Origin of the sequence: Kitasatospora sp. CB01950 (assembly GCF_001905465.1) — a bacterium.
Lineage (GTDB): Bacteria > Actinomycetota > Actinomycetes > Streptomycetales > Streptomycetaceae > Kitasatospora.
On the sequence record NZ_LISX01000002.1, the window covers coordinates 519,145 to 543,131 of the forward strand.

Genomic DNA, 23,987 nt, shown 5'->3' on the forward strand with positions numbered 1-23,987 from the left:
CCGCGCCCCGGGGAGGGTGCGGCCGACGGGCCGGCGTCACGCCACCGGCGCGTACTTGTAGCCGACGCGGCGGACGGTGACGATCGTGTCGCGGTAGGCCGCGCCGAGCTTGCGGCGGAGGCGGGCGACGTGGACGTCGACGGTGCGGCCGTCGCCGACGTGGCCGTAGCCCCAGACGGTGTGGACGAGTTGGTCGCGGGTGTGGACGCGGTGCGGGTGCTCGGTGAGGTGGGCGAGGAGCTCGAACTCGAGGTAGGTGAGGTCGAGCAGGACGCCGTCGACGTACGCATTGCGGCGGTCGAGGTCGACGGAGATGCCGCTGTCGGCGGGCCGGGTGAACGGCCGGACCGCAGCGACCGGAGCAGGCGCAGGAGCAGGAGCAGGGGCGGCCACCTTCTCGGCCGGCACCAGCACCAGGTACCCGACCAGCGGGGCGTTCGCGTGCGCCCCGAGCTGCGTCAACAGGCCTTGCGGCAGCACGGATTGGGGCAGCGCGGCGACGACGGCCGCGCCGTCCTGGAGGCCGGCGAGCAGGCTCTCGGGGGCGATGGCGGGCGCGGGCCGGGTGGTCGGGGCGGCGATCCGGCGGTGCTCGGTGTCGAGGGAGTGGTTCGGCAGGGTGCGGACCGCTCGCAGATGCGGGGTCGCGGTGGCGGCATAGGACATTCGAGGGCTCTTTCGCGCGTGACGGTCGGTGGGTGGTCGTCGTCTGCGCTTCCGGCGCGCCGGGCTGACGGAAGGTCAGCGCGGCGGGCGGGAGGCGCGCGGTGCGCGCCGACAGGTCTGGTCGAAGTGGTGGGCCTGACGCGAGGGCCAGAACGGGTCGAGAAGGGTGCGGGGATGCACGGAGGGCTCTCCGAAGCGCGAAGAAGGTCGTTGCGGGACGCGGAAACCGCCACCATGCCCGGGAGAAGCGGGTGGTGACGGCGCGTCAGCGACAGCAGGCGCTGTAGATCAGCCCGTGGTCGATGTAGCGACGCACGGTCAACAGGGGGAGCGTGGGAAGCACCCGGAGCGCCGACAGGGCGGCGGTGGCGGCAGCACTGCGGACGGCTGTGGTCATGGCGCTGCTCCTCCCCCGGCGTGCGTGTGTGGCTGGTGCCCGCGACGAACGGCAGAACGGCGGGCGCAGCTACGAGACTTCCACGCGAAGTGCCCGGAAGGCAACCCACTGCACCCATCGGCCCGCCCTGCGAGACAATTTCGGCTCACCATCCGGACAGCACCGCCCTGACCTGCACAGACATGGCCTCGAACTACAGTCGGATTCCGACCTGCTCGGCAGCGTGCTCGACCAGCCGGATGAGCAGTTCCTTGCCGTCCTCGCGGCGGCGCGCGTCGCACAGCAGCACCGGCACCGTCGCGGACAGGTCGAGCGCGGCGCGCACGTCCTCGGGCGCGTACACCTCGGTGCCCTCGAAGCAGTTGACGGCGACCACGAACGGGATGCCGCGCTGCTCGAAGTAGTCGACGGAGGGGAAGGAGTCGGCGAGCCGGCGGGTGTCGGCGAGGACGACCGCGCCGAGGGTGCCGCGGGCGAGTTCGTCCCAGACGAACCAGAAGCGGTCCTGGCCGGGCGTGCCGAACAGGTAGAGGGCGAGGCCGGGCTTGAGGTCGATGCGGCCGAAGTCCATCGCGACGGTGGTGGTGCGCTTGGCCTCGACGCCGGCGGTGTCGTCGACGGGGCGGCCGCGTTCGCTGAGCGTCTCCTCGGTGCGCAGCGGCCGGATCTCGCTGACGGCGCCGACCAGGGTGGTCTTGCCCGCGCCGAACCCGCCGGCGACCAGGATCTTGACCGCGTGCGGGCCCCAGGGGGCCTTGCGGGCGACGGGCGTCGACGGGGTGCCGGGGGTGCCGGGGGCGTCAGAGTGCACGGAGGCCATTGATCACGTCTCGCAACAGGCGCTCGTCCGGTTGCCGGGCGAGCTGGAAGGGCCGGGTGACGTCGATCAGTTCGGCGTCGTGGAGGTCGCCGAGCAGTACCCGGACGACACTGACCGGCAGGTCGGTGTAGGAGCCCAACTCGGCGACGCTGAGGGGTTCTTCGCGGCAGAGCTGGAGGATGTTGTGGTGCTCGGGGCCGAGCGCCAGGTCGGCGGGGACGCCGCCGGGGGCGAGGGCCGGCCCGGCGGCGGTGACGAGCGAGATCAGGTCGAACAGGTCCTCGTCGACCGGCCGGGCCCGTCCTCCGGTCATCGAGAACAGCCGGACCATCGGTCCGGCCTCGTCGTCGAACCAGCGGTCGTCCACCGGCGTGCGGGGCGCGAACAGGTCGACCGACGGTTCGTCGGTCGACGTCTCGTCCGCGCTCTCACCGCTGAGGCCGGCCGGGGCGGTGGCCTCGGTCGGCTCGGTCGGCTCGGGCTCGCTCATAGATCGGTCATCTCCCGGGCGGAGTGGTCTCGGTCCTCGGCTCGGCGGCCAGGTGCTCGCCGACGCGCTTCACCAACAGTGCCATCTCGTAGGCGATTTGGCCCACATCGGATTCGGCGTCGCTGAGTACCGCGAGGCAGCTGCCGTCGCCGGCGGCGGTGATGAACAGGAAGGCCTCGTCCAGTTCGACCATGGTCTGGCGGACGCCGCCGACCTGGAAGTGCCGGCCGGCGCCCTTGGCGAGGCTGTGGAAGCCGGCGGCGACGGCGGCCAGGTGCTCGGCGTCCTCACGGCCGAGGCCGCTGGAGACACCGGTGGCGAGGCCGTCGCTGGAGAGGATCACCGCGTGCCGAAGGGTCGCGACGCGGCCGACCAGGTCGTTGAGGAGCCAGTCGAGGCTCCCGGACGGCGGAGTTGCTGCGGTCATGATTCGGTTCCTTCTGCTGGTGCGGGCGGTGCGTCCGGCGGCTGGTGCGCCGGGGGGACGGAGCGGACAGGGGTGGAGCGGACAGGGGCGGCCGGCAGCGCGGGCGGCACCGGCGCGGACGGCAGGGCGATCCGCAGCCGGGGCGGCCGGCCGAGCTGCGGCACGACCGGCGCAGCGGGCGGGCCGGGCACCCGGGAGGGCCCCGCGGGGTCGGGCTCGGAGCGGACGACGGTCAGCGAGGCGGGCTGCAGCCGGTCGCCGCGGCCGCGGGCGAAGCCGCGCTGGAAGGAGGCGAACGCGGCGCGGGCCTCCTCGGGGCTGCGCTCGCGGGCCGGCTCGGGGGCCTCCGGGGCTGCCCCGGCCCGCAGTTGGGGAGCGAGGCTGGCCTGCCGGACCCGGCGCGGCAGCAGGCCCCCGGCCACCGGGGACGGCCCGGCGGCGGGCGCGGCGGGCGCGGCGGGCAACGCGGGCACCTCGACGGCGGGACCGACAGCGGCAGGACCGACCGCAGCGGGTCCGACCGCAGCAGCGGCACTCTCGGTGCGCCGGTGCCGCCCCTTCCCCTCCGCGCCCTCAACGGCGTCCTCCTGCAGCGGAGTTCGCCGCCGCGGCAGCCCGCCGGGCTTCGCGGACGGGTCTGCGGTGGACGGCCGCGGTCCGCCGAGCGCCTTGCCGGGCGCGGCGTGCGCGCGCCCGGTGGCGGCGTGCGCCCGGCCGGGTTCGGCGGTGCCGGGGGCGCGGCGGTGGGCGGGGTCCTCGGCGGTGGGGCGGGCGGCCTCGGGGGCCATCTCGGCGGCGTCGGCGAGCAGTTCGCGCGGGATCAGCACCACGGCGGAGGTTCCGCCGTACGGCGAGGGCCGCAGGTGGACCCGGATGCCGTGCCGGCGGGCGAGTCGGGAGACCACGAACAGGCCCAGCCGGTCGGTGTCGGTGAGGTCGAACTCCTGCTCCACGGCGAGGCGTTGGTTGACCTCGCCGAGGTGCTGCTCGTTCAGGCCGAGGCCGCGGTCGTCGATCTCCAGGCAGAAGCCGTGCGCGACGACCTCGCCCTGGACGGTGACCTGGGTCTGCGGCGGGGAGAACACCGTGGCGTTCTCGACGAGTTCGGCGATCAGGTGGGTGACGTCGGCGACCGCGGAGCCGAGCAGTCCGGTGCCGGGGAAGGGCCGGACGATGACCCGGGCGTAGTCCTCGACCTCGCCGACGGCGGCGCGCACCACGTCGACCATCCGGACCGGCTTGCGCCAGGCGCGGCCGGGCGAGCCGCCGGAGAGGATGATCAGGCCTTCGGCGTGGCGGCGCATGCGGGTGGTGAGGTGGTCGAGGCGGAACAGGTCCTCGAGTTCGCGCGGGTTCTCGGTGCGGCGCTCCATGGTGTCGAGCAGGGTGAGCTGGCGGTGCAGCAGCACCTGGGAGCGGCGGGCCAGGTTGACGAAGACGGCGGAGACGCCGCGGCGCAGTTCGGCCTGTTCGACGGCGGCTTCGACGGCGACCCGCTGCACCTCGTTGAAGGCCCGGCCGACCTGGCCGATCTCGCCCGCGCCGAACTCCAGTTGGGGGACTTCGGCGACCACGTCGACGGCTTCGCCGTGGCGCAGCCGGAGCATGACGGAGGGCAGTCGGGTGGCGGACAGGTCGGCGGCGGCGTTGCGCAGGCCGACGAGTTCGCGGACCAGGCGGCGGCCGATCCGGTAGGAGACGACGACGGACAGCACCACGGCGAGCAGGCCGATGAGGCCGGCGACGGCGCCGCGCAGCAGGGCGTTGACGGCGTAGGCGTGGGCCTGTTCGCCGATCTTGTCGACCAGGTGGGTGTTGATGACGCCGATGTCGGCGATCACCCGGTCGGAGTTCTCGCCCCAGGAGTCGGTCTGCCCGGAGCGGACGTAGACGGCCCGGTCGGAGGCGTCGTCGAAGCCCTTCTCGGCGTTGGTGAGGGCGTTCCAGGCGGGGGTGCTGCGGACTTCGGTGTAGTCGTTGCGGTCCTGCGCGTCGAGTTCGGCGACGTAGACCCGGAACAGGGTCTGCTGGGCGTGCATGGCGTCCAGCGCGATCTGCTGCTTGCGGGCGTCGGCGGCGACGTTGGGGCTGCCGACGCGCAGGGCGCGCATCGCGGCGGTCTCCTGGGCCAGGTAGTCGGCGGCGCGGGTGAGTTCGACCAGGATGATGCCCTGGCGGGGCAGCGTGCCGCTCTCCTTGGCGACGAAGGAGGACCGGAAGGCGAAGACCGGGCTGATCAGGGCGCTGTAGTCGTCGAGGGCGCTCTCCCAGGCCGTCCGGTGCTGGCCGATCTGGCTGCGGATGGCGGCGAGTTGGTCGGCGGCGGAGAGGATGTCCTGGATGCGGGCGCGCTGGTCGCCGTTGAGTTTGCCGGCGTCGCGGCTGGTGCTCTGGTAGCGCAGCAGTTGCAGGTCGCGGTCGGTGACGGTCTGGGACTTCAGGTAGGCGTCGGCGAAGTCCTTGTTGCCGGGGTCGGCGAGGCGCAGCACGGCGGCGCCGCGTTCGATGCGCAGGTCGTCGGCGTACTGGTCGGCGGGGCCGCCGAAGGCCTTGTAGGTGGCGCTGATGTCGAGCTGGCTCCACACGTCGCCGGTGGTGATCAGGGTGGAGTAGCCCCACAGGCCGCTGAGCGCCGCGATGGGCACCAGGAGCAGCGCGATGATCCTCGCGCGGATCGAGCTGCGGCGCAGGCGCATGTGGGTCCTCTGGTGGTCCTCGGTCGGTGTGGTCGCCGGGCACGAGCGGCCGGGGGCAGGGGGCAGGGTACGACGGGGTACGGAGGGGCACGACGGGGTACGAGAGCCGCGAGCCTACTACCTCCTGACCATCCGTTCGTAGGGTGAATTTGCATTGTGATCGTGTGTTGTCCGGATCGTCCTTTAATTTTCGAGCCGGGAGCCTCCAGGGCCCCGACCTGCGGCACTGTGCCCGGTGCGGGGTGTCGCCGGACGGTGACTCTGGGCAGCACCGCCCTGATCGGGTAGCTTCGCCGGTGCCGCCCTGCGCCTGTGCGAACCGGGGCGGGATCGGCGGAACGGGGGTACCGTGCGAGAGATCAGCAGCCCCGCGCTCGACGGCTCGGCGGTGACCGGCGGGCTGGCCGACTCGGTGTTCGACCGGGCCGAGCGCGAACCGCGGCTGGTGCAGTTGTCCCGCTGGGCGGACGGCGCCTGGCAGCCGGTGACGGCCGCTCACTTCCGTGACGAAGTGCTGGCGCTGGCCCGGGGCCTGCTCACCCGCGGGGTGCGCTACGGCGACCGCGTCGCGGTGATGTCCAACACCCGTTACGAGTGGACGCTGTTCGACTACGCGCTCTGGTCGATCGGGGCGATCCCGGTGCCGGTCTACCCGACGGCGGCGGCCGAGCAGGTGCGCTGGATCCTCGCCGAGACCGCGGCGGTGGCCTGCGTGGTCGAGGACGAGGACCAGGCGATGACGGTCGGCGCGGTCTGCGACGCGCTGCCCGCGCTGAGCGGCATCTGGCAGCTGGACCGGGGCTGCGTGGAGCAGCTGATGGCGGACGGCCGGGGCGTGCCGGACGCCCTGGTGCACCGTCAACGCGTCGGTGTCACGCCCGATTCACTGGCCAGCGTCATCTACACCTCCGGCACCACCGGCCGCCCGAAGGGCTGTCTGCTGACCCACGGCAACTTCGCGGCGGTGGCGGACGCGGTGCTGAGCGGCTGGTCGGAGGTGTTCGCCGACACCCGCGGCGACCAGCCCGCCACCCTGCTGTTCCTGCCGCTGGCGCACGTCTACGGGCGGCTCACCCAGGTCGCGGCGGTGCGCGGCGGCATCCGCATCGGCCACCACGCCGTGCTGGCCGCGGACAGCCTGCTGCCCGCCCTGGCCTCGTTCCGGCCGACCTTCCTGCACGCGGTGCCGTACATCTTCGAGAAGATCCACCGCCGGGCCCGGGAGGCCGCCGAGGCCGCGGGCCGGCTGGAGACCTTCGTCCAGGCCGAGCAGGTCGCGATCGAGTGGGCGACCGCCTGGGAGCGCCGGGCGCACCGCCGGGGCCCCGGCCCGTCGCCCGCGCTGCGGCTGCGGCACGCCGCGTACGAGCGCCTGGTCTACCAGCGGGTGCGGGCCGTGCTCGGCGGCCGGGTGCGGGCGGTGATGTCCGGCGGGTCCATGCTGGGGCGGGAGTTGGCGCTGTTCTTCGCCGGCGCGGGCATGACGGTGTACGAGGGATACGGCCTGACCGAGACGTCCGCGGCGATCACCGCCAATCCCCCGGACCGGCCCAAGTTCGGCACGGTGGGCCGCCCGGTGCCGGGCGCGTCGGTGGCGATCGCCGAGGACGGCGAGGTGTGGGTGCGCGGCGCGGGCGTGTTCTCCGGCTACCTGAACCATCCGCGCTGCTCCGAGGAGGCCCTGTACCGGGGCTGGTTGGCCACCGGCGACCTCGGATCGCTGGACGAGGACGGCTACTTGACGCTGACCGGCCGCAAGAAGGAGGTGATCGTCACCTCCAGCGGCAAGAACCTCGCGCCCGCGGTCCTGGAGGAGCGCGTCCGGTCCCATCCGCTGATCGCCCAGTGCCTGGTGGTGGGCGACAATCGGCCGTACCTGGCCGCGTTGATCACCCTCGACCCACTGGCCCTCGCACACTGGCTCAAGGCCCGCGGCCGCCCGCAGGCGGACGTCCGACTGGCCCTGACCGACCACGAGTTGCACCAGGAGGTCCAGCGGGCCGTGGCGGCCGCCAACACCAGCGTCTCGCGCGCCGAGTCGATCCGGGCGTTCCGGCTGCTGCCACGTGAATTCACGCTGGACGACGGCCTGTTGACGCCCTCGCTGAAGATCCGGCGGGCGGCGGTGGCGGAGCGCTACGCACGGGACATCGACGAGTTGTACGCCGGTTGACCGATCTCCGACCATTCCCCTTGACCATCGGGATTGGTCCAGTCCATTGTGTGCCACCGGCCTGGTGCGGTGAGGCCGGAAACCGACCCCCGCCCCTCCGGGAGTCACGTCTTCTCTCCTTCCCCACAATGGAGTTGATCCGTGCTCAGTTCCGCACGCCGCCGTCTCGCGGCCGTCGCCGCCGCCACCGTGCTGGCCGCCCTCGGCACCGTCCCGGCCGCCCACGCCGACGCCCCGGCGGCGCCCCGCACCCCCGCGGTCGACCTGGCCACCAACCCCGGCTTCGAGATCCCCACCCTGCCACTGGCCGACTGGGGTTCGATCCCCGGCTGGCACTGCGCCGCGGGCGAGGGCGCCGTGACCACCGCGGCCCGCACCGGCGGCTCCGCGCTGGCCGTCACCCCGGCCTCCGCCGACTCCACCGGCCAGTGCACGCAGACCCTCGCGGTGCGCCCCGGCACCACGTACACGTACCGGGCCTGGGTGCACGGCAGTTACGCGTTCATCGGCGCGACCGGCACCGGCCACGACGTCCCGCCGGCCTGGACGGCGTCCACCGGCGGCGGCTGGCAGCAGCTGTCCACCACCTTCACCACCGGCGCGAACACCACCTCCGTCCAGCTGTACGTGCACGGCTGGTACGGCCAGGGCCCGATCACCGTGGACGACGTCGACGTCACCGGCGACACCCCCACCCCCGCGTACGCCACCTGGAACGCGCCGACCTCCGACAAGGTGGTCTTCCTGACCGTCGACGACGGCTGGTTCCGCACCCCGGAGGCCGCGCAGCTGATCGCCGACCGCAAGCTGCCGATCACGGCGTTCCCGCTGCCCATGCCGGAGGGCTTCGAGCCGGACTACTTCAGCCGGATCACCGCGGCGCCCGGGTCCTCGATCCAGGACCACACCGTCTCGCACCGCGACCTGACGACCCTCTCGCCGGCCGAGCAGCAGGCCGAGATCTGCGACGCCCGGGACGCGGTCGCCGCGCGCTACGGCACCACCCCGACGATCCTGCGGCCGCCGTACTTCACCTTCGACGCGACCACCCAGCAGGCCGCCGCCAACTGCGGCATCAAGTACCTGCTGACCGCGACCGCCGACTTCACCTCCGGCGCCGCGAACGTCTACCACGGCGGCCCGCTCCAGCCGGGCGACGTGATCATCATGCACTTCACCGACACCCTGGCGAGCGACCTGCAGCGCGCGCTGGACGCGGCCCGCGAGGCCGGCCTGACGCCGGCGGCGCTCGGCGACTACCTGCACTGAGCGCCGCCGCCGGAATAAGCTGACCCGATGTCGGTCCTTACGGGCTGATGAACACCGGTGTCCGGGCCCCTCCCATGGGCCCGGACACCGGCTCATTCGCCCTTCACGGACGTCTCGGCTCCCGGGATCACACGCCCGCGGAGAACTGCGGCAGGTAGCCGTTCGCCTGGCCGGTGGAGTTCGGGTGGTAGCTGTCGCTGATCGGCAGCGTGGTGCTGTTCAGCCACTGGGTCGAGGAACCGCAGATCTCGTGGGTGGAGAAGGCCGAGCGGACGTCCTTGAAGGTGAAGCCGGCCGCCGAGACCTGCTTGGAGATCACCGAGTCCAGGGTGTCCGCGGCGCTGTTGATCGCGGTCCGCTTGGTGTCCGAGATGCCGACGAGGCAGTTGCCCGGCACCTGGTACAGGTGCGGGTAACCCAGCACCACCACGTGGGCGTTGGGGGCCTTGGCCTGGATCTGCGCGTACAGGTTGGAGAGCTTGCCCGGCAGGGTGTTGGTGGCGTAGCTCTTCGCCGTGTTCACGGCGCTCAGGCAGGAGCTCTCGCTGTTCAGCACACAGGTCTGCATGGTCGAGGCGAAGCCGGCGTCGTTGCCGCCGATGGTGAGCGAGACCAGGGTGGTCGTGGAGCTCAGCGACGAGATCTGGTTGGCGAGCACGTCGTTGGTGGTGGCGCCCGAGCAGGCGACGAACTTGAACGACGTCGGCGCGTGGGCGTTCTTCCACAGGTACGGGTAGGCGTTGGTGCTGCGGCTGCAGCTGCCGCTCTCGCTGGTGTAGCTGCCCGAGCCGACGCCGGCCGAGTACGAGTCGCCGAGCGCTACGTAGTTGACGCCGGCCGCGCTCGCCTGGGTGGCGGCGGCGAGGGTGGTGATGGACAGGGCCGCCGCGGTGAGAGCGACGGAAATGGCACGGACGCGAGTCATCTTTCCTCCATTGAGTGACGCAGGCCACACAGAGATACCAGCCAGTAGCCTCCGGGGGAAGCGGTCATGCCAAAGAATTTGACGAACTCTCATCCAACGGACATCCAGGTTTCGCTACGCGCGAAGACCCACTCCTGACCTGGGCTGCGAAGATCCCGCCAATCACCGCCCGAACGTCCGATCGCCCGATTTTCCACCTGACACTCCGTCAACTCTTGCCCCGTTTCCGAGCGCGACGAGGGCGTGACGCCCTGTGCACACGCCTCACTCCCGTCACACCCGCCCCATGGCGGCACTCGGAGCGCCCGAACGGCGCGAAGCAGACGAAACGCCCCCGCGAGGGGCGCTGTGCGCGCCCGCCACGAGGGCGTCAAGTACCGGAATCCGAACGGCTCGTACCGCCGAGCGACCGCCGAAGGGTCAGTCCGCCGTCCAGTGCGGGTCGCGGCCGAGCACCCGCAGGATCCGGTCGAGCACCTCCGACCCGGCCGGCACCTCCAGCGCGGGCGCGAACGCGGAGCCCTCGCGCTCGCGGACGGCACCCGTCGGCACCTGCTCGGCGACCACCAGCGCGGCCGCCAGCAGCTCCTCGTCGAACGCGACCCCGACGCCGAGCGAAGCCGCCACGTCCCAGCCGTGCACCACGTAGTCCACCAGGTGGAACCCGACCGCCACGGCCCCCGGGAACCACTTTCCGCCGCGCACCTCAGGCAGCCAGAACTCCCGCTCCAGCACGCCCTCCTGGGCGAATGCGGCGGTCACCGCCGACGCCGACGCGGCGAACGCCCCGGCCGGGTCGTCGCCGACCGGGCGGTCCCACCACGCCTCGCGTCCGTGCAGCTCGCCGCCGGCCGCGGTGGCGAAGCCGTGGTTCTGTCCCGTCATGTGGGCGAGCAGCTCGCCGAGTGTCCACTTCCCGCAGGGCGTCGGGAGATCGAGTCGGCCGGGTTCGACCCGGCCGACCACGGCCTCGGTGATCCGCAGTGCGCGTGCGTCGAGTTCCTGAATGTCCGTCATATCGCGGATGGTATCTACCGATTCACCAACTCGATCAGCGCAAAAAGCAGTTGACTTATTACGCCCACCAAGCACCCCCCGCACCGGATTCGCTCCCCTCGAAAGTCGGCCCCCCGCCGACGAGTTGATCCCTCCTCGCCGCGCCTCTCGCCACAGCCCCCCCGGGAGGCCCGACGCCCGACCGCCCGTAGGCTCAGCGCAGCCGGCAGCCGGCCGGCGGGAGTTCCTCGATCGTCTCGTCGGCGGCCGCCGGCACGCCCAGCCGCGTCACCGCCGCCGCCACCGCCGCACGGGCCTGCTGAAGGCCGGGCATGCCCCAGCCGAGGAGTTCGACGGCCAGCCCGGGGGCGACCAGCAGCCGCCGGTAGTGGCGGCCGGAGGCCGGGTCGGGCGCGGACGGGCCGACCCCGTGCAGTGCGGCGGCCATCCGGACCCGGGCGCACTCGTGGCCGTTGTTCGCCGAGCCGACCCGGTCGTACAGGTAGCCCAGGTAGACCGGCGGACCGATCATCGCCTGCGCCTCCTCGCCGGCCTCCCGGGCCAGCGCGGCGCCCGGGTCGCCCGCGTCCTCCGCCTCCAGCGAGCCGCCGGGCAGGCCGACCACGCCGTCGCGCGGGTTGACGAGCGTGAGCACCCGGCCGTCGGGGGCGAACAGCCAGCCCCAGGACTGCTTCACCGGCAGCCCCTCCGGCACCGGGACCCCCGGGTGCCACGGCCAGCCGGCGTTCGGCCGGCGTCGGACCCGCCCGAGCAGTTCGGAGATCTCCGGGCTGTACTCGATGCCCATGCCACTCCTTCCGCACTCCGGGCGGCCGCCCACGCCACCTGATGATCTTCCCCGAACACCCGACCGATGAACAGCCCCGACCGCCACCCGGGTCACCGTCCCACCTGTCCCGACGTCCTCCGCAGCCTCTCCGGACCCGGCCTGTCACCCGTACCTGTGATACTCGGTACCGGCCGGACCACCATGAAAGCGACGGGGAGTGACAGACATGCTGCGGGGAGCTTCGGCGTGAGGCTGCTGCACACCTCGGACTGGCACCTGGGCCGCTCCTTCCACCGCGAGAACCTGCACGAGGCGCAGCGCGCGTTCCTCGACCACCTGGTGGCGACGGCCGTCGCCGAGCGGGTGGACGCCGTGCTGGTCGCGGGCGACGTGTACGACCGCGCGCTGCCCGGGCTGGAGGCCGTCGCGCTCTTCGACGACGTGCTGTGGCGGCTGGCCGAGCGGAGCATTCCGACGATCTTCATCAGCGGCAACCACGACTCGGCGCGCCGCCTCGGGGTCGCCTCCCGTCTGATCGAGCGGGCCGGCATCCACCTGCGCACCGATCCGGGCGCGCTCGCCGAGCCGGTGCTGCTGGCGGACGCGCACGGCCCGGTCGCGGTGTACGGGCTGCCGTACCTGGAGCCGGCGCTGGTGCGGGAGCGGCTGGGCCTGGCCAAGGGCGGGCACGAGCAGGTGCTGGCGGCGGCGATGGACGCCGTCCGGGCGGACCTCGCGGCCCGCCCGGCGGGCACCCGGGCCGTGGTGCTGGCGCACGCCTTCGTGACGGGCGGCGCGCCGAGCGACAGCGAGCGGGACATCGCGGTGGGCGGCGTGCAGTCGGTGCCGGCCGGGGTGTTCGACGGGGTGCACTACGTGGCCCTCGGCCACCTGCACGGCTGCCAGACCCTCGCCCCGCACCTGCGCTACTCGGGCTCCCCGCTGGCGTACTCGTTCTCCGAGACCGACCACCGCAAGTCGATGTGGCTGGTCGACCTGGACGCCGAGGGCGCCGTCGAAGCCACCCGGGTGCCCTGCCCGCAGCCGCGGGCGCTGGCCCGGCTGCGCGGCCGGCTGGAGGAGCTGCTCACCGCCGACGGCCACGCGTGGGCCGAGGACGCCTGGGTGCAGGCCACCCTCACCGACCCGGTCCGGCCGACCGATCCGATGGAGCGGCTGCGGGCCCGCTTCCCGCACACCCTGCAGCTGCTGTTCGAACCGGAGGGCGGCGAGCAGGCCGCCGCGCGGTCGTACGCGGAGCGGGTCAGCGGGCGCAGCGACCAGGAGGTCGTGGAGGGCTTCGTCACGCACGTCCGCCCGGGGCGGGAGTTGGACGGCACCGAGCGGTCCTGGCTGCTGGAGGGCCTGGAGTCGGTGCGCCGGACGGCCGCGGACCGGGCCGAGGAGAACGGCCGATGAACGTTGTGAAGGGGACTGCTCGATGAGGCTGCACCAGCTCACCGTGACCGCGTTCGGCCCGTTCGCCTCGACGGAGCGCGTCGACTTCGACCGGCTCACCGCGTCCGGTCTGTTCCTGCTGCGCGGCGCGACCGGCGCCGGCAAGAGCAGCGTGCTGGACGCGGTCTGCTATGCGCTGTACGGCGAACTGCCGGGCTCGCGCAAGAGCAACGGCGTGCGCAGCGACCACGCCGACCAGGGGCGGCGCACCGAGGTGGTGCTGGAGGCGACGCTCGGCGGGCGGCGGCTGGAGATCACCCGCAGCCCGGAGCAGTCCCGGCCGAAGAAGCGCGGCTCGGGTTTCACCCTCGACAAGGCGCAGACGTTGCTGCGCGAGTGGGTCGCCGACGCGGGCGAGGGCGTGCCGGGCTGGGCCGCGGTGAGCCGCTCGCACCAGGAGGCCGGCGAGGAGCTGACCAGGCTGCTCGGCATGAGCCGCGACCAGTTCTGCCAGGTGGTGCTGCTGCCGCAGGGCGACTTCGCGCGGTTCCTGCGCGCGGACTCCAGGCAGCGCGCCGACCTGCTGGGCAAGCTGTTCGACACCGGCCGCTTCGAGCAGTTGGAGCGGTGGACGGCCGAGCGGCGGCTGCGCCAGGAGCACGAGGTGCAGGCCGGGCGGCAGCGGCTGCGCGACCTGGCGGCCCGCGCCGAGGAGGCGGCCGGCCCGCTCGCCGAGGACGCCGCCGCGCACCGGCCCGGCGAGGACGCCGCCGCGTCGGACGTGCTGGCCTGGGCGGCGATGCTGCGCGGCACGGCCGCCGAACGCGTCACCGCGACGGCGCTCGCGCTGGAGGTCGCCGAGTCCGCCCGTACCCGGGCCCGGGCGCACCTGGACGCGCAGCGCGCCCTGGCCGACCGCCAGCAGCGCCACCGCTCCGCCTCCCGCGACCACGCCGAACTCACCGCCGCCGACGGGGAGTCGGCCGCCGACCGGGCCCGCCTGCGGCTGGCGCTGGCCGCCGAGGCGCTGGCCCCGCTGCGCTCCCTGCACCGGGGTGCGCTGGCCGCGCACGCCGCCGCGGGCTCCGCCGAGGCCGCGCACCGCGCCGCGCTCGCCGCCCGGTCGGCCGCGCCGTGGGCCGCCGAGCTGCTCGGCGACCTCCGCTCCCCCGCCGAACTCGCCGTGGCCGAGCGCGCGTTGCACACCGGGGCGGCCCGCCTCGCGGAGGCCCGCGCCGACGAGGAGCGGCACGCCCGGCTGCGCGCCGAACGCGCCGAGCTGGCCGCCGAGCAGAAGCGCGCGGACGACCTCGCCGAGGAGTCGCAGGACTGGCTGGCCGGCTACGAGGACCAGCTGAAGCAGCTGCACGCCGACCTCGACGAGGCCCGTGACGCGCACGCCCTGCTGGCCCGACTCGACGCCCAGCACGCCGAGTTGACGGCCCGTCAGGACGCGGCGCGTCGCCACCACCGGCTCCTTTCCGTGCGGTCGGCCGCCGAGGCGGAGGTCCGCACCCGCACCGACGCCGCGCTGGACGCCCGATCCCGCACCCTCGACCTCCAGGAGCGCAGACTCGCAGGCATGGCCGCCGAGTTGGCGGCCCAGCTGGCCACCGGCGAGCCCTGCCGGGTGTGCGGCTCGCCCGAGCATCCGGACCCCGCCCGCCCGTCCGCCGGCCAGGTCACGGCCGCCGACGAGCAGCGCGCCCGCGCCGCCCAGCACGCCGCCGAGGGCGAACTCGACGCCGCCAAGCGCCGGTTGGGCGTCCTTCAGGTGGACGCGGCGGCCGCCGAGACCGCCGCCGCAGGCCGCTCGGTCGCCGAACTCACCGCGCTGCTGGACGAGTTGACGTCCAAGCGGCGCGTCGCGCTGCACACCGCGGACCGGCTGGTGCCGCTGGGCCAGCAGGTGGAGCGGCTGGAGCAGGAGCGCCGGGCCCGCGGCGAGCGCCTGCGGCAGGCCGGCGAGCGCGGCGCCGTCCTCGCCGACCGGCTGGGCGCCGTCGCCGCCGAACTCGACGCGCTGGCCGGGAAGATCGCCGCCGCCCGGGGCGACGCGCCGTCGGTCGCGGCCCGCGCCGCCGCGGTGGACGCCCTCGCCGCCGCCGTCACGACCGTCCTCGACTCGGCCCGCACCACCGCCGAGACCACCGCCCGGCTCGACGACGCCACCGACGCCCTGGCGAAGGCCGCCGCCGACGCGGGCTTCGCCGGCCTGCCGGAACTCGCCGACGCCGAACTCCCCGCCCAGCGACGCGTCTCGCTCCAGCGGCACTTCGAGCAGCTGGACGCCGCGCTGGAGCAGGCCGCGGCCCGCCGCGCCGACCCGGACCTGCGGGCGGCGGCCGAACTCCCGCCCGCAGACGCCGAGTCGGCGCACGCCGCCGAGGAGCACGCCACCGCCGTCCTGCGCGCCGCCGACACCGCGCACCGCACCGCCGCCGACCGGGTCACGGCGCTGGCCCGGATCGCCGACGCGCTGACCGTCCTCGCCGACGCCTTCGCGCCCGTCCTCGACGCGTACGCCCGGATCAGCCGCCTCGCCGCGCTGCTCGCGGGCGCGCCCGCCGAGAACGCCCTGCGGATGCGCCTGGAGTCCTACGTGCTGGCCGCCCGCCTGGAGCAGGTCGCGGCGGCGGCCAGTCAGCGCCTGCTGAAGATGTCCGGCGGCCGCTACACCCTGGTCCACAGCGACGGCCTGGTCTCCGGCACCAAGCGCTCCGGCCTGTCCCTGCACGTCGTCGACGCCTGGACCGGCCGCGAACGCGACACCGCCACCCTCTCCGGCGGCGAGTCCTTCTTCGCCTCGCTGGCCCTCGCCCTCGGCCTCGCCGACGTCGTCACCGACGAGGCCGGCGGCATGCCCCTGGACACCCTCTTCATCGACGAGGGCTTCGGCACCCTCGACGAGAACACCCTCGAGGAGGTCATGGACGTCCTCGACTCCCTGCGCGAACGCGACCGCGCCGTCGGCATCGTCAGCCACGTCGCCGATCTCCGCACCCGTATCCCCGCCCAACTCCTCATCCGCAAGCACCGCCACGGCTCCACCGCCCACCACACCACCAACGCCGACACCTGACCCCCTCGGGCTCAGCCGCGGGACGCCGCCAGGAAGTCGGCGGCGAGGCGGCCCCAGGTGCGGACGTCGGCGAGGGATTCCGCTTCGTGGAGGCGGGCGTTCGGAAGGCGGGCGGCGAGGGTGCGGGCGGTGGCCGGCGGGTGGACGGGGTCGGTGGGCCAGCTGAGGACCAGGGTGGGGTGGGGCAGCTCGCGGAGCCGGTCGGGGGTGGGGAGGTCGGCTTCGGCGGCGGCCCGCAGGACGGACGGGACGAGGGCCTCGGCGGCGTCGAACTCGGTGGCGTAGTACGGGGCTTCGGCGAGCACGGCGGGCGGCCCGCCGATCTTCGCGGCGGCCCTGAGCATGCCCGTCCCGCGCCGTTCCACCATCGTCGCGGCGGCCCGCAGGCTGCCCCGGCGCGCCTCGCGGGCCTCCCAGGCGACGGCGGGGATCGCCAGCACCAGGCGGTCGAACCGCTCGGGTCGGGCGAGCGCGGCCCACAGCACGGTGGCGGCGCCCATGGATGCGCCGAGCACGCTCACGGGGGCGGCCGGCGAGAGGTGGTCGCACAGCGCGAGCAGGTCGGCGGCGAGCGCCGGGTAGCTGTAGTCCTCGGCCACCGGCCGGCCGGTGGAGAGTCCGTGGCCGCGCGCGTCGTAGCGGGCCAGGCGGTGGGTCCCGGTCAGCGGCGCCCAGTCGAACAGGCCGGAGCGTCGTTCGTGGGCCCGGCTGGAGAGCGAGCCGTGCGCGTGCACGGCGAGCCGCCCGCCGGCGCCGGTGATCTCGAACGCGAGGGTGGCGTGCGGGCGTTCCAGCAGCCCGGCGCTCGGCGCGATCACGGTCATCGGAGGTGGGCCGCCGTCAGCCGGAGCATGCGCCGCGCTGGGCCTGCTGCCAGGTGCAGACGGGGCAGAGGGTGGCGCCGGGCGTCGCGGCCGGGTACTCGGTCCGCTCGCCGCAGATCACGCATGCGGCGCGTTCCCCGGGCCCGCCGGGCAGCAGTCCGCGTCGGGCCTGCTCCGGGTCGGCGGACACCTCGCAGACCTGCTCCGCGCTGTCGGTGTCCGGCTGCTCCTCTGCCATGCCTCCAGGGTACGTCCCCTGCCGGCCGGGCCCCGCCCCCACTCTCGGGGGCCCGGTGCAACAGGTGCGCGGGGAGGACGGGTCGGCTCAGCCGAGGAAGGACAGCCGCAGGGTGCGTCCGGGGTTGTCGCTGTTGGTGTCGACCAGCACCACGGACTGCCAGATGCCGAGCGCGAGTCGGCCGCCCACCACCGGCAGGGTGGCGTGCGGGGCGACCAGCCCGGGCAGCACGTGGTCGCGGCCGTGGCCGGGGCTTCCGTGGCGGTGGCGCCAGCGGTCGTCGGCGGGCAGCAGTGCGCGCAGGGTGGTGAGCAGGTCGTCGTCGCTGCCGGAGCCGGTCTCGATGACGGCGATGCCGGCGGTGGCGTGCGGGACGAAGACGTTCAGCAGGCCGTCGCGTCCGCCGGCCACGTCCCGGAGGAAGTCGTGGCAGCGGTCGGTGACGTCGAGGGCGACTTCCCTGCGGCCGGTGGTGATGTCGAGTGTGGTGGTGTGGAAGGTGTCGGACATGGGGCCATCCTGGCCGATCTTGCGGCCCGTCCCGAAGGGGTGTTCGCCGAACGCCACCCGACCGCAAGGCCGCCCGCCAGGGCGCGCCAGCGCATCGCAACTGCGCGCCATGGCTGGGCCTTCCGCCCCCGGACACGCCGAAGGCCCGACGGGCCCACGGTCCGTCGGGTTCGTGCCGACGAGCGGAGGTCCGCCCGTCCTCACGTCGGTGCGCTCAGCCGCGGCTGCCGAACATGCTCCGCTTGAGCCGACGCAGCGGAGCCATCAGCGACACCCGCACAGAGCGCCGGGGCACCGCGACGGGGACGCTGGGTCCACGCGGCGTCAGTTCCCTTATCAGGCCGAGCGCTTCCGCCGTGTCCACCGTCGAGAGCGCGGGGGCGCCGAGCACCGCGAGGTGCCGGTCGATCCGGCGGCCGGTCGCGCCGACACCGCACTGGATCGCGGGCACCCGGGGCCGCGTCCGCACTTGAATCTGTTCCATCTGTTTCCCACCCCTACGAGGCGCCAGGGCCGTGAGGCGAAGACTATCCGGCTATGACGGCCTTCACACAACCGTCCTGGTGTTCTGCCACCGTATCGTGCGAACGGAACTGACGCTCCACCCGAGTACGGTGCTCCCGGTCACGACTGCGCATCGGTTGATGGTGCACCATCCAAGCATGACCGGGCGTCAGACGCCGCAGCGGCCTGGGGCGTTCACAGGCGCACCGCGGCCTCCCGGTGCGCCCGGCGCACGAACGTCCGCCGCCCTGACGCCGGTTCGACCCCCGCCGGCCCCCGGGCCCGCGGCCCCCCGCAGGTGCCGCGCCCCGGCACCAAGAGTTCAGAAATTGAACACATACGAGGGATTGACGCCGCGAGAACCTCCAAGCAATATTTCCATGGGCAAGGGATCACGGGTCATACTCGCCTTCACCCGGCCGGATGAGTTCGAGTATGAACGAATCACCTGGTCATCACCTGGCAAGCTTCCGGCACCACAGCGAGTCACTTCCGGCCGTCTCGACGCTGCGGCGGCCCGACTCCGACGTGGTGCACGGACCGGCGGTCGACCGTTGAGGGTCGGTCGGATCGCCAACCGGACTGCCGGTGCCGCCGCTGACACGGCGCGGCACCGGCGGTCGCGTTTCCTGCCGGTGAGCGCTGTGCACCGTCCGCGGCACCCCGGACACCCCGACCACCTGCGCCCGGGGTGCCGCGGCTCCGGCCGCGCCCGAGGCCTGCCCGTAGGCGCTCGGTAGAGTGGGCGGGGACCGGGCGGATCCGCCGCAGCCACCCCATCCCCTCGCGGAGTGAACGCACGTGCCACCCCTGCTCAGCATCGTCCTGCCCGTCCACGGCGTGGAGCGCTTCCTGCCGCAGTGCCTGGAGTCGCTCCGGGCCGACGGCGCCGCCCCCGGCGAGGTCGAACTGATCGCGGTGGACGACCGCTCCCCCGACCGCAGCGGCGCCCTGCTGGACGCGCACGCCGCCACCGACCCCCGGATGCGGGTCCTGCACCTCGCCGAGAACCAGGGCCTGGGCGGTGCCCGCACCGCCGGCCTGGCCGAGGCCACCGGCACCTACGTCTGGTTCGTCGACAGCGACGACTGGCTGCCCGAGGGCACCATCGACGCGATCCTCGCCGAGCTGCGCGCCGAGACCACCCGCGACCTGCCCGCCGACGTATTGCTCACCGACTTCACGCACGTCTACCACGACGGCGGCGAGGAGCCGAACCCCTGGCGGCACGTGCTGGCCGGCTCCCCGCTGGTCTCCGGCTGCACCGCCGCCGAGCACCCGGCGCTGTTCAACTCGGTGCTCGCGGTGTGGAACAAGGTGATGCGCCGGCAGTACCTGCTCGACCTCGACGTGCACTTCGGCCGCGGCTACTACGAGGACATCTCCGTCACCTACCCGCTGCTGCTGGCCGCCGACCGGCTGGTCTACCTCGACCGACCCTGCTACCGCTACCGGCGCGGCCGCCCCGGCGCGATCACCGCCACCTCCTCCCCCAAGCACGCCGACGCCTTCGCCCAGTACGACGCGATCTTCGCCTTCCTGGACCGGAACGAGCGGGCGAACCGGCTGCGCACCCTGGTCTTCGACCGCACCGTCAAGCAGGCCCTCACCATCTACGACACCCCGGGGCTCGTCCCGGTCGAGCTGCGCGCCGAGTTCTTCGCCCGGATCACCGGGCACTTCGCGAAGCACCGCCCGGACGGCTACCGCTTCCCGGCCGGCGTGCGCGGCATCCAGTACCGGCTGGCCGCCCGCGGCTCCCGTCGCGCCTACGCCGAACTGCGCCGCGGCGGCAAGCTGCCGAGCGCCGTCAAGCGCGGCACCAGGGCGGTCGCGCCCGGAGTGAAGAAGGCCGTGCGCAGCGGCGCCCGCTTCACCGCGTACAACGCGTTCCGGCGGCTGCCGATAGACGAGCACCTGGCGGTGTACGCCGCGTACTGGCACCGCGGGTACGCCTGCAACCCGGCGGCGATCTACGAGAAGGCCCGGGAGCTGGCCCCGCAGGTGCGCGGCGTGTGGGTGGTGGAGAACGCGGCGCGGGCCGCGACGCTGCCCGAGGGGGTGCCGTACGTGATCGTCAACACCCCGGCGTACCTGAAGGCGATGGGCACCGCCAAGTACTTCGTCAACAACGTCAACTTCCCGCACACGATGGCGAAGCGGACCGGCACGGTGCACGTGCAGACCCAGCACGGCACGCCGCTGAAGGCGATGGGGATGGACCTGCAGGACCACCCGGTCGCGGCGGACGGGATGGACTTCGAGCGGCTGAAGGAGGCGGTGGCGCGCTGGGACTACCTGGTGTCGCCGAACCCGCACACCAGCGAGCACTTCGCCCGCGCCTTCCCCGGCACCTACCAGATCCTGGACACCGGCTACCCCCGCAACGACCGCCTGGTGCACGCCACCACGGACGAGTGCGCGCGGGTCCGCCGCGAACTGGGCATCGCCCCGGGGCAGCGCACCGCGCTGTACGCGCCGACCCACCGCGAGGCCCGGGGCGGCTACCTGCCGCTGCTGGACCTGCCGGCGCTGGCCGAGCGGCTGGGCACCGGCTGGACGGTGATGGTGCGCACCCACTACTTCCACGACGGCGGCGCGGGCGACCTGACGGCCCGCCCCGGCTCGGCCCGGCTGCTGGACGTCTCCGAGCACCCGTCGGTGGAGGACCTGTACCTGGCGGCGGACACCCTGGTCACCGACTACTCGTCGATGATGTTCGACTACGCGGTGCTGGACCGTCCGATCGCCGTGTACGCCCCCGACTGGGAGGAGTACCAGCAGGTCCGGGGCGTCTACTTCGACCTGATGAAGGAGCCCCCGGGCGCGGTCGCCACCGAGCAGGACGCGCTGACCGAGGCGCTGCTCGCGGGCGACCCGGAGCCGGCCGCCCGGCAGCGCTTCCGGGAGCGGTTCTGCCCGTGGGACGACGGCCGGGCCGCCGAGCGGGTGGTCAGCCGGATCTTCCCGGTCCGCAAGTAGACCCGGCGGACACCGACCCGTCTCACCTGGTGAGAGGGCGCTTTCCCACCAGGTGGGCGTGACGAGGATCGCAGTGGCGCGATGGCGACGGGAGCTGGACGGGCGGCAGGGGCGATGTCGTAGTCTGCCGTTCGAACCCAGTGGTCCGACCTCCGTCCGAGCCGCGCGCCTCGCCCCTCGGCGGGCTGCGCCCTTGGGCTGCGGCCGGTCCGAACTCGCGGCCAGGGAGGGCCAGTTGATCGACCTCGTCACCAAGCTCGTGCTCAAGCCGCTCGCGCGGGCGGTCTACCGGCCGACCATCGAGGGCCTGGAGAACGTGCCGCGCAAGGGCGGGGTGATCCTGGCGAGCAATCACCTGTCGTTCGTGGACAGCGTGGTGATCCCGCTGGCCGCGCCGCGTCAGGTGTTCTTCCTGGCGAAGGCCGAGTACTTCACCGGCACGGGCCTCAAGGGCGCGATATCCCGGTACTTCTTCACCCATGTGATCAACGCCGTCCCGGTGGAGCGCGGCAGCGTCCGGGCGGCCACCGCGTCGCTGGAGGAGGGGCTGGAGATCCTCGACTCCGGCCGGGCGTTCGGCATCTACCCGGAGGGCACCCGTTCGCTGGACGGCCGCCTGTACCGCGGCAAGACCGGCGTCGCCTGGCTGGCGCTGACCGCCGGCGTCCCGGTCATTCCGGTCGCACTGGAGGGCCCGGAGCACATCCTCCCGGTCGGAAAGCGCATTCCGCGCCTGCGGAGGATCACCGTCCGGTTCGGCGAACCGCTGCACTTCGACGCCCTGCACGGCCAGGCCCGCTCCGCGAAGGCCCGCCGCCAGGTCACCGACGAGGTGATGGCCGCCATCCAGGCCCTGTCCGGGCAGGAACTCGCCGACCAGTACAACGAGTCCCCGAAGGCGGCCTGACCGCCCTCAGGCTACCGCCGGCTGCAACGCCTCCCGGTCGAGCAGCGCCGCGTAGCGGCCGCCGCGGGCCAGCAGCTGGTCGTGGGCGCCGAGTTCGGCGATCGTGCCGCGGTCCAGGACGGCGATCTGGTCGGCGTCCCGGACGGTGGACAGCCGGTGCGCGATGGTGATCGTGGTGCGGCCCTCGGCGAGCGCGTCCAGCGCCTGCTGCACCGCGAGTTCGGTCTGGTTGTCCAGCGCGCTGGTGGCCTCGTCCAGGATCAGCACCGGCGGGTTGCGCAGCACCGTCCGGGCGATCGCCAGGCGCTGCTTCTCGCCGCCGGAGAAGCGGTAGCCGCGCTCGCCGACCACGGTGTCGTAGCCGTCCGGCAGTTCGGCGATCATGTCGTGGATCTGGGCGGCCTTCGCGGCCGCGACCAGCTCCTCGTCGGTGGCCTCGGGCTTGGCGAAGCGCAGGTTCTCGGCGACCGACGCGTGGAACAGGTAGGTCTCCTGCGAGACCACCCCGACCGCCCGGGCCAGCGTCTCGAACGACAGCTCCCGCACGTCCACCCCGTCGATCAGGACCCGCCCGCCGGTGACGTCGTACAGCCGCGGCACCAGGTACGACAGCGTCGACTTCCCCGACCCCGTCTCGCCCACCACCGCGAGCGAGCCGCCGGCCGGCACGGTCAGGTCGATCGCGGCCAGCGTGGGACGGTCCTGGTCGGCCCGGTAGTGGAACTCGACGTCCTCGAAGCGCACGTCGCCCCGGATCCGCTCCAGGTGGACCGGCCGCTCGGGTTCGTCGATCTCCACCGGCAGGTCCAGGTACTCGAAGATCCGCTGGAACAGCGCCAGCGAGGTCTGCACGTCCACACCCGTGGAGAGCAGGCTCACGGTGGGCCGGAACAGCCCCTGCTGCAGCGACACGAACGCGACCAGGGTGCCCAGCGAGACGATCGGCGCCCCCGCCGAGGTGGCCAGGCCGGCCGCCCAGTAGATCAGCGCGGGCATCGCGGCCATCACGATCCCGATGGTCGACATCCGCCACCGGCCCGCCATGCTGGAGCGCACCTCCAGGGCCGCCAGCTCGTCCGACTGATCCGCGAACTCCTTGGTCAGCGAGGCGGAACGCCCCATCGTGCGACCGAGCAGGATGCCGCTGACGGACAGCGACTCCTGCACTGCGGACGACAGCTTGGCGAGCTGCCGCTGCCGCTCCCCGGTGATCTTCTTCCGCTCCCGGCCGACCCGGCGGCTGATCCACACGAACACCGGGAGCAGCAGCAGCGAGACGATCGTCAGCCGCCAGTCCAGGGCGACCATGGCGACCACGCTGGCGATCACCGCCGTCAGGTTCGACACCAGCGACGTGGCGGTGCCGGTCACGGTGGCCTGCATCCCGCCGATGTCGTTGGCGATCCGCGACTGCACCTCGCCGGTGCGGGTCCGGGTGAAGAACGCCAGCGACATCCGCTGCAGGTGCCGGTAGACGGACGTCCGCAGGTCGTGCATGACGCGCTGGCCCACGGTGGTGGAGATCAGCGTCTGCAGGACGTTGAGGACGCTGGTGATGACGGCCGCCGCGATCATCCCGAGGGCGAGCAGCGTCAGCAGGCCCGTCCGCCGCTCGGGAATCGCGACGTCCAGCACCGCCCGCAACAGGAACGGCGTCACCACCGACACCACGGCCGACGCCGCCACCAACAGCCCCACCACGGCCAGCCGCCCGGCGTACGGCCTGAACAGCCCCACGATCCGCCGCACCTGGGCCGGCTGCTTCTCCGCCCCCTCGGGCGGCTCCCAGTCGATCCGGTTCAATCGCACGGAGACCTCCAGACGGTCGGCGGACAGGGCATGGCGAGCTTAACGAGCTTCACTCACCATTAGCAAACCTAACCTTTTTGCCGA

At 73.5% G+C, this 23,987-nt stretch carries 20 protein-coding genes; 6 read left to right on the plus strand and 14 right to left on the minus strand.

The annotated features are described in order from the left end of the window. Nucleotides 1-36: 36 nt before the first annotated feature. The 6 genes from AMK19_RS07115 to AMK19_RS07135 all read right to left on the minus strand — a co-directional run bounded on the left by AMK19_RS07115 (nucleotide 37) and on the right by AMK19_RS07135 (nucleotide 5,496). Nucleotides 37-666, minus strand: a complete 630-nt coding sequence (locus AMK19_RS07115) for a winged helix-turn-helix domain-containing protein (protein ID WP_073809003.1) — start codon at nucleotides 664-666, stop codon at nucleotides 37-39. Between the two features lie 265 nt (nucleotides 667-931). Further along, the gene (locus AMK19_RS37945; RefSeq protein ID WP_274536957.1) at nucleotides 932-1,063 is read right to left on the minus strand and encodes a hypothetical protein; all 132 of its coding nucleotides are present in this window, start codon (nucleotides 1,061-1,063) and stop codon (nucleotides 932-934) included. Between the two features lie 193 nt (nucleotides 1,064-1,256). Then, on the minus strand, nucleotides 1,257-1,883 hold the full coding sequence (locus tag AMK19_RS07120; RefSeq protein ID WP_241844285.1) for a GTP-binding protein: 627 nt from the start codon (nucleotides 1,881-1,883) through the stop codon (nucleotides 1,257-1,259). After that, nucleotides 1,864-2,373 carry a DUF742 domain-containing protein gene (locus tag AMK19_RS07125; protein WP_083646550.1) on the minus strand — a complete coding sequence of 170 codons (510 nt, stop codon included), beginning with the start codon at nucleotides 2,371-2,373 and terminating at the stop codon, nucleotides 1,864-1,866. The genes AMK19_RS07120 and AMK19_RS07125 overlap by 20 nt, the downstream gene beginning before the upstream one ends. Nucleotides 2,374-2,380: 7 nt before the next feature. Then, a complete protein-coding gene (locus AMK19_RS07130; protein WP_073809004.1) occupies nucleotides 2,381-2,800 on the minus strand; it encodes a roadblock/LC7 domain-containing protein in 420 nt (139 codons plus the stop codon). Further along, complete coding sequence (locus AMK19_RS07135; protein ID WP_073809006.1) at nucleotides 2,797-5,496, minus strand: sensor histidine kinase; 2,700 nt, start codon at nucleotides 5,494-5,496, stop codon at nucleotides 2,797-2,799. The genes AMK19_RS07130 and AMK19_RS07135 overlap by 4 nt, the downstream gene beginning before the upstream one ends. Nucleotides 5,497-5,845: 349 nt before the next feature. On the opposite strand from AMK19_RS07135, the gene AMK19_RS07145 reads away from it, so the two are divergent. Continuing rightward, nucleotides 5,846-7,669: an AMP-dependent synthetase/ligase gene (locus tag AMK19_RS07145; RefSeq protein ID WP_073809009.1), complete on the plus strand. Its 1,824-nt coding sequence runs from the start codon at nucleotides 5,846-5,848 to the stop codon at nucleotides 7,667-7,669. 141 nt (nucleotides 7,670-7,810) lie between these two features. Further along, nucleotides 7,811-8,938, plus strand: a complete 1,128-nt coding sequence (locus tag AMK19_RS07150; RefSeq protein WP_073809010.1) for a polysaccharide deacetylase family protein — start codon at nucleotides 7,811-7,813, stop codon at nucleotides 8,936-8,938. 127 nt (nucleotides 8,939-9,065) lie between these two features. Here AMK19_RS07150 and AMK19_RS07155 read toward each other — a convergent pair whose 3' ends face one another. The 3 genes from AMK19_RS07155 to AMK19_RS07165 form a co-directional block, all read right to left on the minus strand. After that, complete coding sequence (locus AMK19_RS07155; protein ID WP_073809012.1) at nucleotides 9,066-9,863, minus strand: SGNH/GDSL hydrolase family protein; 798 nt, start codon at nucleotides 9,861-9,863, stop codon at nucleotides 9,066-9,068. Nucleotides 9,864-10,283: 420 nt separating this feature from the next. Then, nucleotides 10,284-10,880 (minus strand): TIGR03086 family metal-binding protein, encoded by a 597-nt coding sequence (locus AMK19_RS07160; RefSeq protein WP_073809013.1) that lies wholly within the window; start codon nucleotides 10,878-10,880, stop codon nucleotides 10,284-10,286. A 193-nt stretch (nucleotides 10,881-11,073) separates the two neighbouring features. Then, nucleotides 11,074-11,667 carry a hypothetical protein gene (locus tag AMK19_RS07165; RefSeq protein WP_198953234.1) on the minus strand — a complete coding sequence of 198 codons (594 nt, stop codon included), beginning with the start codon at nucleotides 11,665-11,667 and terminating at the stop codon, nucleotides 11,074-11,076. 228 nt (nucleotides 11,668-11,895) lie between these two features. Between AMK19_RS07165 and AMK19_RS07170 the strand changes: the two genes are divergently transcribed. Then, on the plus strand, nucleotides 11,896-13,068 hold the full coding sequence (locus AMK19_RS07170) for an exonuclease SbcCD subunit D (RefSeq protein WP_073809015.1): 1,173 nt from the start codon (nucleotides 11,896-11,898) through the stop codon (nucleotides 13,066-13,068). A 22-nt stretch (nucleotides 13,069-13,090) separates the two neighbouring features. Next, nucleotides 13,091-16,129 (plus strand): AAA family ATPase, encoded by a 3,039-nt coding sequence (locus AMK19_RS07175; RefSeq protein WP_073809016.1) that lies wholly within the window; start codon nucleotides 13,091-13,093, stop codon nucleotides 16,127-16,129. 11 nt (nucleotides 16,130-16,140) lie between these two features. On the opposite strand, the gene AMK19_RS07180 is transcribed toward AMK19_RS07175, so the two are convergent. The 4 genes from AMK19_RS07180 to AMK19_RS07195 all read right to left on the minus strand — a co-directional run bounded on the left by AMK19_RS07180 (nucleotide 16,141) and on the right by AMK19_RS07195 (nucleotide 18,185). Beyond that, nucleotides 16,141-16,953, minus strand: coding sequence for an alpha/beta fold hydrolase (locus tag AMK19_RS07180; protein ID WP_073809018.1), 813 nt, complete (start codon nucleotides 16,951-16,953; stop codon nucleotides 16,141-16,143). A 16-nt stretch (nucleotides 16,954-16,969) separates the two neighbouring features. Continuing rightward, entirely contained in the window at nucleotides 16,970-17,191 is a 222-nt protein-coding gene (locus AMK19_RS07185) for a hypothetical protein (protein WP_073809019.1), read from the minus strand. Between the two features lie 87 nt (nucleotides 17,192-17,278). After that, nucleotides 17,279-17,701, minus strand: coding sequence for a YjbQ family protein (locus AMK19_RS07190; RefSeq protein WP_073809021.1), 423 nt, complete (start codon nucleotides 17,699-17,701; stop codon nucleotides 17,279-17,281). A gap of 214 nt (nucleotides 17,702-17,915) precedes the next feature. Continuing rightward, nucleotides 17,916-18,185: a hypothetical protein gene (locus AMK19_RS07195; protein WP_073809022.1), complete on the minus strand. Its 270-nt coding sequence runs from the start codon at nucleotides 18,183-18,185 to the stop codon at nucleotides 17,916-17,918. An 821-nt stretch (nucleotides 18,186-19,006) separates the two neighbouring features. On the opposite strand from AMK19_RS07195, the gene AMK19_RS07200 reads away from it, so the two are divergent. Both AMK19_RS07200 and AMK19_RS07205 read left to right on the plus strand, forming a co-directional pair. Continuing rightward, nucleotides 19,007-21,187: a bifunctional glycosyltransferase/CDP-glycerol:glycerophosphate glycerophosphotransferase gene (locus tag AMK19_RS07200; protein WP_083646551.1), complete on the plus strand. Its 2,181-nt coding sequence runs from the start codon at nucleotides 19,007-19,009 to the stop codon at nucleotides 21,185-21,187. Nucleotides 21,188-21,422: 235 nt separating this feature from the next. Then, nucleotides 21,423-22,094, plus strand: coding sequence for a lysophospholipid acyltransferase family protein (locus AMK19_RS07205; RefSeq protein WP_073809024.1), 672 nt, complete (start codon nucleotides 21,423-21,425; stop codon nucleotides 22,092-22,094). A gap of 6 nt (nucleotides 22,095-22,100) precedes the next feature. On the opposite strand, the gene AMK19_RS07210 is transcribed toward AMK19_RS07205, so the two are convergent. Next, complete coding sequence (locus AMK19_RS07210) at nucleotides 22,101-23,903, minus strand: ABC transporter ATP-binding protein (protein WP_073809025.1); 1,803 nt, start codon at nucleotides 23,901-23,903, stop codon at nucleotides 22,101-22,103. Between the last annotated feature and the right edge of the window lie 84 nt (nucleotides 23,904-23,987).

What these genes read in the sequence shown, in the direction of transcription:
- AMK19_RS07115 (WP_073809003.1), bottom strand. Translation starts at nt 666, where the DNA reads ATGTCCTATGCCGCCACCGCGACCCCGCATCTGCGAGCGGTCCGCACC.
- AMK19_RS37945 (WP_274536957.1), bottom strand. Translation starts at nt 1,063, where the DNA reads ATGACCACAGCCGTCCGCAGTGCTGCCGCCACCGCCGCCCTGTCGGCG.
- AMK19_RS07120 (WP_241844285.1), bottom strand. Translation starts at nt 1,883, where the DNA reads ATGGCCTCCGTGCACTCTGACGCCCCCGGCACCCCCGGCACCCCGTCG.
- AMK19_RS07125 (WP_083646550.1), bottom strand. Translation starts at nt 2,373, where the DNA reads ATGAGCGAGCCCGAGCCGACCGAGCCGACCGAGGCCACCGCCCCGGCC.
- AMK19_RS07130 (WP_073809004.1), bottom strand. Translation starts at nt 2,800, where the DNA reads ATGACCGCAGCAACTCCGCCGTCCGGGAGCCTCGACTGGCTCCTCAAC.
- AMK19_RS07135 (WP_073809006.1), bottom strand. Translation starts at nt 5,496, where the DNA reads ATGCGCCTGCGCCGCAGCTCGATCCGCGCGAGGATCATCGCGCTGCTC.
- AMK19_RS07155 (WP_073809012.1), bottom strand. Translation starts at nt 9,863, where the DNA reads ATGACTCGCGTCCGTGCCATTTCCGTCGCTCTCACCGCGGCGGCCCTG.
- AMK19_RS07160 (WP_073809013.1), bottom strand. Translation starts at nt 10,880, where the DNA reads ATGACGGACATTCAGGAACTCGACGCACGCGCACTGCGGATCACCGAG.
- AMK19_RS07165 (WP_198953234.1), bottom strand. Translation starts at nt 11,667, where the DNA reads ATGGGCATCGAGTACAGCCCGGAGATCTCCGAACTGCTCGGGCGGGTC.
- AMK19_RS07175 (WP_073809016.1), top strand. Translation starts at nt 13,091, where the DNA reads ATGAGGCTGCACCAGCTCACCGTGACCGCGTTCGGCCCGTTCGCCTCG.
- AMK19_RS07180 (WP_073809018.1), bottom strand. Translation starts at nt 16,953, where the DNA reads ATGACCGTGATCGCGCCGAGCGCCGGGCTGCTGGAACGCCCGCACGCC.
- AMK19_RS07185 (WP_073809019.1), bottom strand. Translation starts at nt 17,191, where the DNA reads ATGGCAGAGGAGCAGCCGGACACCGACAGCGCGGAGCAGGTCTGCGAG.
- AMK19_RS07190 (WP_073809021.1), bottom strand. Translation starts at nt 17,701, where the DNA reads ATGTCCGACACCTTCCACACCACCACACTCGACATCACCACCGGCCGC.
- AMK19_RS07195 (WP_073809022.1), bottom strand. Translation starts at nt 18,185, where the DNA reads ATGGAACAGATTCAAGTGCGGACGCGGCCCCGGGTGCCCGCGATCCAG.